We start from the raw sequence: 14,733 nt of genomic DNA, 5'->3' as shown, positions 1-14,733 counted from the left end.
GATGATCCTCTTTCCTATCGGCAACTCTTTCCCAATCCCAAAAAAGAAGGTAAAAAATCGGACTTTCCCAACGAATTCTTTCGTCTTTGATTCATGAATCTCCCTGTCTCATAGCTCTCCTTTCAGATTCAACATGGCACTCTCCCCCAGCCATTATGAACCAGGGTAGAAATGAGACCTCCGTTTGATCAAATCCACTTGCAACCCAATGTTTTTTTGATGGGGTACGCCACCCCTCTGGTGGGTCAAGCAAAAACACGGCACCAAGACGATATGTCAATTAGCCACAAATCTTTGCACACATTTCCTTTACCTTCCAATTTTTGTATGGTGTAGGAAATCTTGTTTGATCGGAGTTGAATCCAGCCTTATGCACCACGACCAAAGGGAGGACCCTGTTGAAAGAAATAGAACAAAAGGCATGTTTTCATGGGAGAAGTCCCCATTTCTGCCCCTTAAATCAACCACATAGATACAGCTGAAATATGTCGGAACGAAAAGCCCATCAGAATATTGTCATGCCTGAAGGCATTTCTTTCTTGCCCCCAATTCAGGTCGGGTATGAAATCTACTATGAAAATCTTGAGATTCAGGGAATTCAAGAACGGCAGACCATTGTCTGGCAATTTATCCAAGGCTCCAAGCACCTATTGGACTGGGAACAAGAACCGAGCAATCCCCAAGACCCTCATGCCATCAAGATATTTGGGGTATCGGAGCAAATCTTTTCTACGAAACGGGATATGCTGGGCTATGTTCCAGGTGATGTAGCCAAACAGATTGTGACCAGCGGGCTTTGGCCATTTTTGCAACTCAGGCTGGATTCTATCTCTGTAGCAAATCAAGGGTTCGTTGCCATCAAATTTCAAATCCTTGGGCCCATCAGGAAAAAAAACGGTGACGAGCAACCACCTGGTGGACCAGGCATCAAGGGGGAACGAAGGCACACCCAGGCCACGAGACCAACACTCTTGTTCGGTAGAGAAGCAGAACGTCCAAAAGCACCTCGAAGCAAGGTCAAGCATATCGCATTCTTCATTATAAGGATCATCCTGATCACACTTGGTACCGCGCTGGCTTTTGTGGGCGGGACAATGGGCACAGCAGCATGGCAAGCCAAAGGGAACCTCTTTGTATTGATGCTCGTACCATTGGCATTGATCATGATTGGAGGCCTGCTCATCTGGACCGGAATTAAACCCTCAAAACCAAAAGAAAGGACCTCTACATAGAAATACTCCTTTGGGCCATAAATGCGTCATTCAGGCACTACTCGACAAATCTGAAAGGTGCGTATGGCAAGCACGTATCACCTCTGGCTGACACCTACTGGTCAGGCCTGCGACATTCTCATAAAGACCATTGCCGACTTGAGCAAAGCGTATCACGCTCCAATCTTCTACCCGCATGTGACGCTCCTGGATTCTCTTCCAGGAACAGAGGAGGCTATATCCCTTCGATGCGTAAAACTCGGAAAATCGCTTACACCTTTCGATATTTTTTTGGCCGAACCGGCCTATGGTGATCAGTACTTTCAATGCGTGTTCTTAAAGGCTCAGGAAACACCGGCACTCATGAATGCGCATGAACTGGCAAATAGACTGTTCGTCAAGGCATCTAACCCCTTTATGCCCCATCTCAGTCTCTTGTATGGTCATTATTCCCTTGAAATGAAACACAAAATCACGTCCACCTTATCTCAATCATTGTCCCTCAACTTCACAGTCGACACGATCCATCTTATCCATTCCAAGAGCGAACATCCCATGGACTGGTCCTCAATCCTATCAGTCCCTTTGAGTGGATAAATTCTTTTTCCCTCTACACATATTCGCGAGAGAATGTCGCCTTGCGCCTCATGACCCCCTAGGTCAGATCCTCGGCATTTCCTGGTAAATCGACGGACTTGCCCCCCCTTCCCCTCTAAGATAAGAAGCCACGTACAAATCCATTCGGCTAATGGAAGCGATATGGGTTAAATGCTGGGAGACACTCAGGAAAAATCTGGGAGGAACCACTGACTTAAATGGCAGGGATGGGTTCTGAAATTTCCGGTTGAGAGATGCCCGTTACGATTTGTATAAGATGCCCCAACACTTTTTGAATGTCTTCGGGTTTACCCAGGCTGATCTGGAAAAAACTGGACATATCGGGGATTCCGTCAGCAATTTGTTTGGCCACTTCTACAAGTCCGTCAGGTTCGATTTCCAAAAGCTCCTTTGATAATTGAATGGCCGATTGAATAGCCACCTCGGGTTGTTGGTGGCACCACATATCGGCTAACCGCCCCGACAAGGCCACGCATTGAATAGTTAAACGGGAAACGTCATCGCTTCCTGACGCCAAGGAGGGGTCATGGCTCCCCTTGACGGATTCTCGCAATAATTCAGGCAATTCCCACGTCTCGGCCAACCATGCCCCGATCTCGCAATGATCCGTTTTCCACCGATCTTGTTCCAACGCCTGAAGTGCCTGATGATCCTGCGCAGCTTTCTTAAAAAGCAACCCATATTCCATGCCTAACGCCTCGCTCATCACCAATACGCCCAGGTCCTGCAATAATCCGGCAAGGAAGACCTCTTCTTCGTTTGTCACTCGAACGCGTTTGGCCAAAATCTTCGCGGCCAAACTCGCCAAAATACATCGATGCCAAAAGTGGGTATGATCAAATGCACCACCACCTTTTTTTCGTAAGTCCCGATATAACGAAAAGCAAAACGCTAACGTGGCAATGGAATTCATGCCCAATAAGGTCACCGCATGGGTGACCGTCGTCACTTTATGTCGACTGCCCCCGTAAAAACTGGAATTCGCCACATTCAACAGCTTGGCGACAAAGGACGGGTCTTTGCTAATGACGTCACCAATGCGTTGAGCAGTCGTCCTCTCATCCCGACACAGTTGGAGGACTTGCAGAGGCAAGGCGGGGATCGCCGGGAGAGTCTTGCAATTTTTTATACGCTGCAGAATCTGGGGATCCATTATTTGTCAAACCTCATGCCTTGTCTCACCATCTCCCACAACAGCATGCCTTCGAAAACCAATCATCCTGACTTATCACCGTATAAGCTTGTCTTCATCGATCGATTGGATAGGGAATTCTTTTCCGAATGAGCATCAGGAAGTTGAAAAGGACAATCCGTTCCGGCATGCGACCGGAAATCCACAAGTATTCAAAGATTTTATCGGACAATGAGTACCTGACTTGAGGTATAAACCAGCTTACAGTTTGACGGATTTCTCCAACGCAAACACGGCCTCAATCGGGAAAAAGAGACAATTTAGGAGGAACCGAGCATAGGGAATGGCAGAAAAATCGAAGGCTTATAAACGGAGGGTGGGGTTAAGAATGTTTTTGCCTGCGGGAACACACGAAATCCATCAGGATTGGACATGCCCATAGAGGGTCGAAGGCGAGGCATCCATGACCAGAACTGGCACAAGGTCTCCTGGTTGACGGACTTGGTCATCCTTGGGCCAGACAACCGTCACATTGTGGTCGCTATGCCCCATCCATTGAAGGTCTGATTTTTTGGAATGCCCTTCCAGCATAACCTCCACCGAGGTGCCGATGAGTTCTTTATTTTTTGAAAGGGAAATTTCTTTTTGCAATTCCACGATCTGGTTGGTCCTGTATCCCTTCACCTGCTCAGGAACATCGTCCGCAAATTTTCTGGCCGCAATTGTGTGCTTTCGTTCAGAATATTTGAATACGAACGCCGCTTGATATTCCACCTCTTGCATGAGACGATAGGTCTCCTGGAACTCCTCATCGGTTTCTCCACAAAATCCACAAATGATATCGGTGGTCAAAACAAGAGGACCTTTTTTTCGAATGGCCTCAACCAGCTTACGGTACTCCCGTTGAGTGTAACCCCGCCCCATACGTTCCAGAATTCGATCATTCGCCGATTGCAGCGGCAAATGAATCGTCTTACAGATGGCGGGATGCTCCGCAACGGCTTCAAGCAGGGCAGGAGGAAAATCTTTAGGATGGGGAGACATAAAACGCACACGCTGAATCCCTGGGACATCCCCAACGGCGATTAACAATCGGGCGAAATCCCATTCCCCGGACCGGTAGGAATTGACATTTTGTCCCAATAACGTGATTTGCCGAACCCCCTGACCGACCAATTGATGGGCTTCCTGAATAATTCCCTCAGGGTCTCGTGAGCGTTCTCGTCCTCGTGTATAGGGCACCACGCAAAAAGAACAAAAATTATCACAGCCCCGCATGACGGCGATCCATCCATTAATTCCATCCGGCCGGTCCGGGACGATATGGGCATAGGTTTCGTATTCGGACAGATCAACGGCCAATCCTCGTTTACGATGCTCCAGTGCATCCATAAGAAGATCAGGCAGTCGACGGTATCCATCCGGCCCGACCAGCACATCAATGAACGATCGGGTATCCATCAGCTCTTGTTTCAGATTCTGCGCCATACAGCCTAATACCCCGATGACCAATCCACGTTCCTGTTTTCTATTGGTGTAGCGGGCTAAATGGCCATACACGCGATTATGGGCATTCTCACGAATGGCACAGGTGTTAAACAGGATCACATCGGCTTCATCATCATGCGGCGTAAATTGAAATCCCCGGTTTTTTAACAGCGACCGAACGATTTCCGAATCATATTCATTCATCTGACACCCGAAGGTCTCCATATACACCTGATAGCCACTTTGACCAGGGGAACGGGTCCGAGCTTTCAGACTGGTAGGGAGGAGTAAAGGGGGTCCGCTCACAAATATCGCCTTTCTATGACACGCACACAAGTGAAGAAGCAGGAAAAAGATCCTGTGCCGGCGGAGGACTTTCAGAAATTGCCTCCAGCAGCCCCAACGTCGTATCCGACATCATGCCGGTCACGACAACCGGCTGAATAGTATTCCGTAGCGGATGTGGAGAACGAACGGTGACACGAAGAAAATTATCCGTGAGCCCCGGCCAATACCCGTCGGCTTCCGCTGCTTCAAATAACACCGAGACTCGTCGCCCTAGAAACCGCTGTTGGAACGCCATTCGCTTGTGATCGGACATTTCCCGCAAAGATCGACTCCGCTCTTTCGTCGTAACGGGAGACACGGGATGGGGTAATTTGGTGGAAGCCGTACCGGGCCGAGGCGAGTAACTAAACACATGCAAATACGCAAAAGGAAAATCCCTGACCACCGCTTCCGTATTCGCAAATTCTCGTGGGCCCTCCCCAGGAAATCCCACCAGCATATCCGTGCCGAAACACAGGTCTGGAATTCGTTTCAGCGCTGAATCCATGGCCTCCTGGTACTCTCGCACGGAATACCGGCGATTCATGGCCTGCAAGATACGATCGTCACCACTCTGCAAGGGAACATGTAAATGCCGGCACAGCTTTGCGGAACTACTCATATAGTCCAGGAGACTCTCAGGAACCGTGGTGGGTTCAATAGAGGAAATACGGATCCGCTCCAGGCCTTTAATAGCTTCAAAGCGTTGAATGAGCGCCAGGAGATCGGCAGCTCCATCACGGTATTGCCCGATGTTCACCCCCGTCAGCACTAACTCCCGATGCCCCCTTTCCACCAACAGCTCGGCCTCACAAACCGCATCCTCTAGAAACCGACTCCGCTCCCGGCCTCTGGCAAAGGGAATTAGGCAAAACGAACACATAAACTGACACCCGTCCTGAATTTTTAGATTTGCACGAGTCGTCGTATAGGCTCCAACGCCTTCTATCGAAAAATTCTTAGGATCAATCCGTCCATGATGCACCAGTGGCACAGGTTGTTTTTTAAGCTGTGAAAAAGGCGGAATGATCTCAGGCAGCTTCATTTTGAATTGATTGCCGACAATGAGGTCAATATCGGCCATGCGACGAAGCATTTCCAAGCCGGTCTGGGCATAACACCCGGTGACGGCGACAAAGGCATGGGGGGAATGACGGAGGACCTGGCGAACGATTCGTCGACAATCCACCTCAGCCCCTTCGGTGACGGTGCAGGTATTGATCACAAAAACATCCGTTTCCTGGCCAAACTCGACCGGGATAAACCCGCTTTGCTGAAACCCGTCTTTAAGTAGAGCCGTTTCAGCCTGGTTGAGTCGACACCCTAACGTATACAACGTGACACGTGGTTGGGGTTGTTGAAAATCCTCGGAATTCATAGGCAAAGCATTATAAAGAAGGCCTTTCCACACAACAAGGCAGGGGAAACCAGGTTTCCATTGCCGATCGAACATGCTAATATTTTTAAATCCTAGATGCAGCCGGGCACATTCGGGGATTGCCCTACAATTATCTATCGTCTTTCAATCTTGTCTCCCGCCCACTTCTATTTTTTATAACAAAAGGCCTGTGCTTGGATATGGACCACAGCTTGGCAGTCCGGTTGGTTCGAACACCATGACCCTATCTGCCTGTCCTGATTCACGTTCAATCGAACCCTCTCCCCTCAAGCAATGACTGACGGTTTCGGAAGACTCCTGATAGCTCGTTTTGTCGGCTTTCGGTTACTACCGGGCCAGATTGTGGCATTAGCCGCCCTCGGGCTCATTCTCTTCGGTGCCTGCCTGCTCATGCTTCCATTCGCCACTCATCCCGGAGTGAACATTTCATTCCTTGACGCGCTCTTTACGGCAACCTCTGCGGTCTGCGTGACGGGTCTCATCGTCGTGGATACTCCTCAGGATTTCACCTTGTTTGGGCAAGGCGTGGTTCTCGGATTGATTCAGATTGGAGGATTAGGATACGCCTTGATGGCCACGATGATCTTACTCATTTTAGGGCGTCGCCTTGGGTTGCGAGACCGCATGATGCTCAGCGAATCCATGAATACAATGGATTTACAGGGATTGGTCCGGTTCGTGAAGCTGGTCGCCATGATTACTTTCGGGTTAGAGGGCCTTGGCGCGGTGTTGCTCACGCTTCGCTTCTCTGTCGATTTCCCTTGGGGGACCGCTGCCTATTACGGGATATTCCATGCCATCTCGGCCTTCAATAATGCCGGGTTTGCCCTTTTTTCTGATAGCTTTAAGTCCTTTCAAACAGATTGGACGATCAATGGAATCATTACCATTTTGGTGATCTTCGGAAGCATCGGGTTTTTTGTCTTTGAAGATCTTCTGGGCAATCTTCGTGGGCAACGCTTTCGTCTACAGACCCATACCAAATTGGTGCTGGTCACCACCGCCCTGCTTATCGTGGGGGGAACAATAGGCATTACCATATTGGAGTGGAACAATCCCTCCACATTCCAATCTGCCTCCATTGGGAAAAAGCTGACAATTTCCTATTTTCACTCCGTTTCCCGTACCGCAGGATTCACCTCCATCGATATCGTCGACATGCGCGATGCCACCCTCTATTTCCTGTTATTATTGATGGCCATCGGAGGATCGCCAGGGAGTATGGCGGGAGGCCTCAAAACGACCACTGCCGCTATCGTATTTCTGACGATCTTAAACATGCTTCGTCGAGATAGAGACGTCGAGGTCTTTAACCGGCGAATACCCCAGGACCTCATTACCCGAGCCCTTTGCTTCACCGTCCTGGCCATTGTCATGATTACCGCCATGACCCTCCTGTTGGATTCCACCGAATCACAACCGTTTTTATTTCTGATGTTTGAAATCACTTCAGCCATGGGCATTGTGGGTATGTCATTAGGAAACGGCGAAACACTGAGCTTATCGGCTCTCTTTACCGACTTTGGAAAAGTGATGATTATGCTGTCCATGCTATTGGGCCGGTTTGGGCCGTTAATGATCGGGTTATTTGCCGTGAAAACGGCGGTTAGCAAACCCTATCGTTATGCCAAGGCCCGTGTGATTATCGGGTAAATCGACTCAGACAATCCGTCGCTGAAGCCTGAAAATAAAAAATGCCAGCGTCGGAAGCGGAAATAAGACATAGGGCACGATCCACAACCACACATTTTTTCCTCTCACCCTGGCTTGATCATACATCCAGACAAAGATCCAAATCATGAGCAACACATAATTGGCCGTAATCCATTGAGTCGTTCGGACATGCAACTGGCTTTCCCCCTCCCCGCCGATCAGGAAGAAAAACATTCCCTCCAACAAGACCAACGCCAGCACTAATCCAAGAACCAAGGGTTTACTCCACACATACATGATTTGGCTCCTTCTTCAAAAAATAGTTTTCCCGGTCTCCTTAGGGACCCTATCCGGTCCACCTGCGACAAGTCCTAACGTGGCATAAGATACCTTCGCAAATCAAAAAATTCTCCAAGGGACATACTATCGATTCCCTCCTGACGTCTTTCACACCGACACACTGAACAGATTTTTCCTCTATAAATTTTCAGATCATTCATTGTTTTAGAAATTGTCGTGAAAATTTCAAACGGCAACCTGAAATTTTTCCAATATTTTTTTCTTCTTGGGTCGTATGCGTGTGCATAACTTGTTGGGTGAAAATTTCAGCCTGTTGATAACCATGAAAATTCATTCAGAACTCCGCACGAAATATTAGGTTTTTTGAACTCACATGTTCTGCACAGAAATCCCCATTTATGAGGCACCAGTCACAACATTTAGTATTGACATTTTTTTCGATCCGCTATAGATTGTGGGCCATTGGTTTATACCAATTATTTCTTCCGGTTTTATTTTTTCCTATTTTTCTGATGTGTGCAGGCATTTGGCATACGCCCATTCTTTCCTGCTAGAGGCCAGTCATTCGACGCTACGCTGCATTGATGGCTTCTAGTTGCACTGCTTGTTGTATGACCTCCAGGTTCCCTGAGAGAATACCAGGCAGTAGAGAGGCACAATTCCAATGTGCTCTCTTGGAAGGCAGGGACGCCAGATGAGGCGGAAAAAATGACCGAAGAATTACCCCTCAGGTTTGCAGTCTCTTCCAAAGGAGTCCTACATGAAAATTGACCGTCGATTCACAAAAACCGGTGAAAGCCCGTATCAAACCATTCCCTTTTCACACCGATCATCAGAAATTCGCAATCCGGATGGCTCGGCCGTGTTCCATCAAGACAACATTCTGGCCCCGGAACATTGGTCTCAATTAGCGGTCGATATTTTAGCCCAAAAATATTTTCGCAAAGCCGGAGTTCCCCAATTTGACGACCAAGGACAACCACTCCTTAATGACAAAGGCGGCCCCCTGCTGGGAGGTGAACGGGATGCCCGGCAGGTGTTCCATCGACTAGCCGGTTGTTGGACGGAATGGGGCAAGACCCATCACTATTTTGATACCCCTGAGGATGCGGAAACCTTTAAAGACGAACTCAGCTACATGTTGGCCTGGCAAATGGCCGCTCCGAACTCTCCCCAATGGTTCAATACCGGCCTGCACTTTGCCTACGGCCTGTCTGGACCCTCACAAGGACATTTCTACGTAGATCCGAATACCCATCGGGTCAAACAAGCCCGCAATGCGTATGAACGCCCTCAAGTCCATGCCTGCTTTATCCAATCGATCTCTGATGATTTGGTGAATGAAGGCGGGATTATGGATCTGTGGGTTCGGGAAGCCCGCCTTTTCAAATACGGGTCGGGAACCGGCACCAATTTCTCCAAGTTACGGGCCGATGGAGAATCGTTATCGGGAGGCGGCCGCTCGTCAGGACTCATGTCCTTTCTCAAAATCGGCGATCGGGCTGCTGGTGCCATTAAATCGGGAGGCACAACCCGCCGCGCCGCGAAAATGGTGTGCCTGGATTTAGATCATCCCGACATTGAAGAATTTATTGATTGGAAAGTCATAGAAGAACAAAAAGTGGCGGCCATGGTCACCGGATCGAAAGTCTGCGCGCGTCATCTGAATGCCATTTTAAAGGCCTGTCACGTCCCACGTCAGGACGGGACTACTCAGGTCGATACCAATCCCCGAGATAACCATTCCTTGCGTGAGGCGATCCAAGCCGCACGGGAAGCCGCTGTGCCTGAACCCTATATTCACCGGATGTTCAGCTACGCTCAGGAAGGATTTACCCATTTTGTGTTTCATGAATATGACACCAATTGGGATAGCAAAGCCTATCAGACGGTCTCCGGGCAAAACTCGAATAATAGCATCCGAATTCCCAATGAGTTTTTTGAGACCCTTCAGGCAGGCGGGGATTGGAAGTTGACCAGACGCACCGACGGTGCGGTCTGCAAAACCATGCCGGCAAAGGAATTATGGGATCGAATCGCCTGGGCGGCCTGGATTTGCGCCGATCCCGGCGTGCAATACGATACCACCATTAATGAGTGGCACACCTGCCCCCAGGATGGTCGGATTAATGCCTCGAATCCTTGCAGCGAATACATGTTTTTAGATGATACCGCATGCAATCTGGCCTCTCTCAATTTAGGACGATTTCTCTCATCGGAAGGACAATTTGATATTGACGGCTTTCGACATGCGGTCCGGTTATGGACGATTGTCCTGGAAATCAGCGTGCTGATGGCTGGATTTCCGGGTCGTGCAATTGCTGAAAAAAGCTTTGCCTATAGAACCCTCGGCCTTGGCTATGCCAACTTGGGCTCCATTCTGATGAAAATCGGGATTCCCTATGATTCGCCACAGGCCTTAGCCTGGACTGGCGCCATTACGTCCCTGATGACCGGGGAGGCCTATGCCACCTCCGCAGAAATGGCCAAAGAATTGGGGCACTTTAATGCCTATCCACGTAATGCCGAAGCCATGCTTCGAGTTATGCGAAACCATCGCCGAGCGGCCTACAATGCTTCGGCGGATGAATATGAAGAGCTCACAATTCCCCCGGTGGGCATTCAACCGGACCACTGTCCCCACACCCTCTTGCAAGCCGCACAAACATCCTGGGACCGGGCATTGGCACTAGGGGAACAGTACGGGTATCGAAACGCACAAGCCACGGTCATCGCACCGACCGGCACGATCGGCTTAGTTATGGATTGCGATACGACCGGGATCGAGCCGGATTTCGCCCTGGTCAAATTCAAAAAACTGGCCGGCGGTGGCTATTTTAAAATCATCAATCAAAGTCTTCCACCCGCATTACGGCATCTTGGATATAGCTCCAGCCAGATTCAGGATATCATCACCTATGCGACGGGAACCCGAACGCTCAAACAGGCCCCCTATATCAACCATGACACGTTGCTGGCCAAGGGATTCGACCGCGAGGTGCTTGAACGCATGGAGGCCACGCTGGACGGAGCCTTTGATATTCATTTTGCGTTTAACAAATGGACCCTCACCGAGGAATTTTGTCGAGAAAAATTAAGTTTGACCGAATCGCAGCTTCAGAGTCCTCAATTAAATATTCTCAAAATCCTAGGTTTTACTCAGGAAGAAATTCTTGCGGCAACGGACTTTTGCTGTGGCACCATGACCGTCGAAGGCGCACCCCATCTCAAACCTGAGCATTTGTCAGTATTTGATTGTGCCAACCGGTGCGGACGGATAGGACAACGATTTATTTCTCCTCCGGCACACATCCGGATGATGGCAGCCGCCCAGCCTTTCATCAGCGGAGCCATTAGCAAAACCATCAATATGCCGGCAGAGGCATCCGTGGACTCCGTGAAAGAGGCCTATATGCTGTCCTGGACTTCCATGGTCAAAGCCGTGGCCCTGTACCGGGATGGATCGAAACTGAGCCAACCGCTCAATACTGTGAGTGAATGGGGCGATTTATCCGCCCAAAATGAGCACATCGCCTCCGTGGCAAAACAAGCGGCTTCCCGGGTGCTGGTCCGTTACCTGGCGAAACGCCGCCCCCTACCGACCCGTCGAGGCGGGTATACCCAAAAGGCGATTGTCGGTGGTCACAAAATCTATCTCAGAACCGGCGAATATGAAGATGGCACTCTGGGCGAAATATTCCTGGATATGCATAAAGAGGGGGCCGCATTTCGAAGTCTGATGAACTGTTTCGCCATTGCGATTTCCCTGGGATTCCAACATGGCGTACCTCTTGAGGAATATGTGGACGCATTTGTGTTCACTCGATTTGAGCCAAACGGACCGGTCAAGCTCAATGACCATATCAAAATGTCCACATCGATCATCGACTACATTTTCCGCGAACTGGCGATCACCTACCTGGACCGGCATGATTTGGAACAAGTCGCCCCTGAAGATCTTCGCGTGGATGCCCTTAAGAAGGAAACGGATATGCCGGATGATGGCGAAGAAGGCTTAGTGGACCCACGCTCACTCAGCTCAACCTCGATCAGTCCTGAGGTGTTTCCCTCCCGGAAGCCCGTAGGAAACGGGGTAGGAAAGAACGGAGAGCATGGGAAAGTCGCCAGAAAAGTGGAAATGAAGCGCGAGACCCTCACTATCACGGAAGTACAGGAAGCCCGGCAAAAAGGCTATGAAGGCGACCCCTGTCCGGAATGCAAGCAATTTAAGATGGTAAGGAACGGAACCTGCTTGAAGTGTGATAACTGCGGATCCACCAACGGGTGTTCGTAAAAAGCATTTATCTCGTGAGGATCTCTATAATGGAATTGAGCGCTATGTCAGAAAAGAAATTATTTCGTTGTTACTGTGGTTATGAGTTTTATTTAATCTATGATAAGTCTGCCTCCAATCCAGGGAGGAGGTTTAAAGACTTAAATGGAAAACCACTGGGTACCATGAAGATCTGCAAATGTGGGAAAAAACTTTCGCTTGATGACAATCCACTAAGCAGGGAAAATTAGAGCACATTAGGTTTTTTGGTACAACCAATTTTTCTTGCGTTATGCCTGAGCAATATAGAAGGATTCGGGCATAACCCAAAATTCACCTCTAGCTAAGTCTCTTGGGATTACGAAAACGTTGCGAGATTACACATTTTAGTGCCTGACAAGAGTCTTCGCATGAATTACTGCCCCTTGCTAAAAAGCAAATAGCGGGCACGCCTAAGGATCACGACCGCAAGGGAAGTGGCAACTCCTTCGGGGCGGGTTTCTCTTCCGGCTTTCTGACGAGATCGGGTCGGGCCTTCAGTATCCATGAAACGGCCTGCTCGTTATAGCTTCTCAGCTGGCCGTAAACAATCCACCGCATGCCGTGAACGGTATCAATGTAATCATTAAAATGGTCCTGCGTGATTTCGTTTGGGGCCAATTTCAGTAATGTTGGCAGCAGGCAACTTTCACAACCGGAGGCTTGCTCCTGAAATGACGGGTACACAAAGTGTTTCGCCAAATCAAGCCGGTGACACAAGATACGGGCGAGTTGGTTGTAATTTCGTTCTTTGTTTGCCTTCCCGGCAATCCCGAGAATCTCTTCTCCATAAAGGTAGATTTTTTCCCATGTCATAGCGTACGGCGCTTTTTCTAAGAGCTTGTCGAGTAAATGGGTATTGACCCCCAACAGTTGCTCATCAAACGCCGACGTCACCACATGTTTGGCCATTGCCGGATGTTCGCATAAGATATCGGCCATCCAGACAAAACACCTTTCCTGGGTAATTCTATCAAGATAATCGATAATGGATTCAATCAGCTTTATCTCTTCTCTGGTAATGAGCGATCGATCTCGGAGAATGATGTCTTTGGCTCTTCGGACCCGGCTTCTGACGAGTTCAATTTTTGACCCGCCGTTCAGCATATACCCGTTATCGTAATCAGCCCGTTTTTCTTCGTGACTGAGCACGGCATAGGCTTCGTTGATCCTGAACATCCTTTCCTTGGCGGCCTGTCGTTCTGCTTGTGGGACGACATCCTCATGATTTTCTTTGACAAACTTCCGCCATGCGCTCTGAACTTCCTTCAGGAGTGCATCTTCAGGAATCCCCAGAATTTGGTAATAGTTCAATCCGTCAATCATGTTGGTGTACTAAGAGTTAATTCCTGATGCGAACCATAGTCGCGTAAAAATATACGCGAAGGACAGGGCTCCACACCAGAGAATCTGTTGTTAGAATTAGGAAATCAGCCACCTTTTTTTCGATTTTTGCAGATGTCACGCTGGTGCGAACCAATAAACCTGGACACCGCCTACCTCCTACCTTAACCATACGTATTATTTGGCTTGCCTCATTCACATATTGCAAAGTCTTCAAAAAAATATTTATCCCCAGAATTCACATAGTGAATTCCCTTTTCACAAAGGACATTGTGACTTCATAGTGAAATTATCCACCACCGTTCACATCTTTTCCACAAATTGTGACATTGACAGAGGTATCTCCCCTCTATATAAGAGGTCGCATTCATAGAAAATTTAACTCCCTTGCATTCTCTTATCTCTACCCCCATGAATGCACTGCTGGTGCCTTTCTCTGACTTTCCTTCAGTAAGAGTGACTGGCGTATTTCCCTGCCAGCCTTGTTCCTCTCCGCCCTTCTTCCTCAAAAGGAGTCGATGCCTAAATTTCGGCGGGCATCAGCGTATTCATCGGAATTTTTTATAAGGTTTTTATTCTTTAAGAGGCCTATCATGGAAAGCCGTCCTATCATTGACCGTGCAATCGTTGCAAAAAACTGGCATGCTCGCGGATTTTCCTGTGGGGTGTGGATTGATCATGCCGGACGTGAATGGAGAGCCGCCACCCAGGATATGGAAGAAATATTTATGGCAATGTCAGGAGAATTGGAATTAGAAATCGCAGGAGAGCGGGTTCAGACATCTGTGGGAAAAGAAGTTCTTATTCCCAGCGGTGCACCTTATACCATTCGTAATATTGGGGGTACAACGGCTCGTTGGCTCTATGGGCAAAAACGGTCGCCTTCTGCTCCACTCCAACCCATCGAATCAAATCGTGATCTCATCCATACCCCACTGTAGAGTTTGAC

At 48.8% G+C, this 14,733-nt stretch carries 10 protein-coding genes; 5 read left to right on the top strand and 5 right to left on the bottom strand.

The genetic code is table 11. The annotated features are described in order from the left end of the window. Positions 1-518 precede the first annotated feature (518 nt). Both ACTRXD_RS07255 and ACTRXD_RS07250 read left to right on the top strand, forming a co-directional pair. Positions 519-1,232, top strand: a complete 714-nt coding sequence (locus ACTRXD_RS07255; RefSeq protein ID WP_442431166.1) for a hypothetical protein — start codon at positions 519-521, stop codon at positions 1,230-1,232. 63 nt (positions 1,233-1,295) lie between these two features. Beyond that, entirely contained in the window at positions 1,296-1,808 is a 513-nt protein-coding gene (locus tag ACTRXD_RS07250) for a 2'-5' RNA ligase family protein (protein ID WP_442431165.1), read from the top strand. Positions 1,809-2,022: 214 nt separating this feature from the next. On the opposite strand, the gene ACTRXD_RS07245 is transcribed toward ACTRXD_RS07250, so the two are convergent. From ACTRXD_RS07245 to mtaB, 3 genes are all read right to left on the bottom strand, one after another. Continuing rightward, entirely contained in the window at positions 2,023-2,982 is a 960-nt protein-coding gene (locus ACTRXD_RS07245; RefSeq protein ID WP_442431164.1) for an HDOD domain-containing protein, read from the bottom strand. 399 nt (positions 2,983-3,381) lie between these two features. Then, a complete protein-coding gene (gene miaB, locus ACTRXD_RS07240) occupies positions 3,382-4,755 on the bottom strand; it encodes a tRNA (N6-isopentenyl adenosine(37)-C2)-methylthiotransferase MiaB (RefSeq protein ID WP_442431163.1) in 1,374 nt (457 codons plus the stop codon). A 13-nt stretch (positions 4,756-4,768) separates the two neighbouring features. Then, complete coding sequence (mtaB, locus tag ACTRXD_RS07235) at positions 4,769-6,154, bottom strand: tRNA (N(6)-L-threonylcarbamoyladenosine(37)-C(2))-methylthiotransferase MtaB (protein WP_442431162.1); 1,386 nt, start codon at positions 6,152-6,154, stop codon at positions 4,769-4,771. A 294-nt stretch (positions 6,155-6,448) separates the two neighbouring features. Between mtaB and ACTRXD_RS07230 the strand changes: the two genes are divergently transcribed. Then, entirely contained in the window at positions 6,449-7,828 is a 1,380-nt protein-coding gene (locus ACTRXD_RS07230; protein ID WP_442431161.1) for a TrkH family potassium uptake protein, read from the top strand. Positions 7,829-7,834: 6 nt separating this feature from the next. On the opposite strand, the gene ACTRXD_RS07225 is transcribed toward ACTRXD_RS07230, so the two are convergent. Further along, positions 7,835-8,125: a hypothetical protein gene (locus ACTRXD_RS07225; RefSeq protein ID WP_442431160.1), complete on the bottom strand. Its 291-nt coding sequence runs from the start codon at positions 8,123-8,125 to the stop codon at positions 7,835-7,837. 763 nt (positions 8,126-8,888) lie between these two features. Here ACTRXD_RS07225 and ACTRXD_RS07220 point away from each other — a divergent pair. Next, positions 8,889-12,422, top strand: coding sequence for a vitamin B12-dependent ribonucleotide reductase (locus tag ACTRXD_RS07220; RefSeq protein WP_442431159.1), 3,534 nt, complete (start codon positions 8,889-8,891; stop codon positions 12,420-12,422). A gap of 438 nt (positions 12,423-12,860) precedes the next feature. Here ACTRXD_RS07220 and ACTRXD_RS07215 read toward each other — a convergent pair whose 3' ends face one another. Next, on the bottom strand, positions 12,861-13,766 hold the full coding sequence (locus ACTRXD_RS07215; RefSeq protein WP_442431158.1) for a J domain-containing protein: 906 nt from the start codon (positions 13,764-13,766) through the stop codon (positions 12,861-12,863). A gap of 611 nt (positions 13,767-14,377) precedes the next feature. Here ACTRXD_RS07215 and ACTRXD_RS07210 point away from each other — a divergent pair. Further along, positions 14,378-14,725, top strand: coding sequence for a cupin domain-containing protein (locus ACTRXD_RS07210; protein WP_442431157.1), 348 nt, complete (start codon positions 14,378-14,380; stop codon positions 14,723-14,725). Positions 14,726-14,733: the final 8 nt, after the last annotated feature.

The sequence above is a fragment of the Nitrospira sp. T9 genome, from assembly GCF_052156535.1.
Classification (GTDB): Bacteria; Nitrospirota; Nitrospiria; order Nitrospirales; family UBA8639; genus Nitrospira_E.
Note: the sequence above shows the minus strand (reverse complement) of the source record. Positions and strands in the feature narration are given on the sequence as shown.

What these genes read in the sequence shown, in the direction of transcription:
- ACTRXD_RS07220 (WP_442431159.1), top strand. Translation starts at nt 8,889, where the DNA reads ATGAAAATTGACCGTCGATTCACAAAAACCGGTGAAAGCCCGTATCAA.
- ACTRXD_RS07250 (WP_442431165.1), top strand. Translation starts at nt 1,296, where the DNA reads ATGGCAAGCACGTATCACCTCTGGCTGACACCTACTGGTCAGGCCTGC.
- ACTRXD_RS07210 (WP_442431157.1), top strand. Translation starts at nt 14,378, where the DNA reads ATGGAAAGCCGTCCTATCATTGACCGTGCAATCGTTGCAAAAAACTGG.
- ACTRXD_RS07245 (WP_442431164.1), bottom strand. Translation starts at nt 2,982, where the DNA reads ATGGATCCCCAGATTCTGCAGCGTATAAAAAATTGCAAGACTCTCCCG.
- ACTRXD_RS07225 (WP_442431160.1), bottom strand. Translation starts at nt 8,125, where the DNA reads ATGTATGTGTGGAGTAAACCCTTGGTTCTTGGATTAGTGCTGGCGTTG.
- ACTRXD_RS07230 (WP_442431161.1), top strand. Translation starts at nt 6,449, where the DNA reads ATGACTGACGGTTTCGGAAGACTCCTGATAGCTCGTTTTGTCGGCTTT.
- mtaB (WP_442431162.1), bottom strand. Translation starts at nt 6,154, where the DNA reads ATGAATTCCGAGGATTTTCAACAACCCCAACCACGTGTCACGTTGTAT.
- ACTRXD_RS07215 (WP_442431158.1), bottom strand. Translation starts at nt 13,766, where the DNA reads ATGATTGACGGATTGAACTATTACCAAATTCTGGGGATTCCTGAAGAT.
- ACTRXD_RS07255 (WP_442431166.1), top strand. Translation starts at nt 519, where the DNA reads ATGCCTGAAGGCATTTCTTTCTTGCCCCCAATTCAGGTCGGGTATGAA.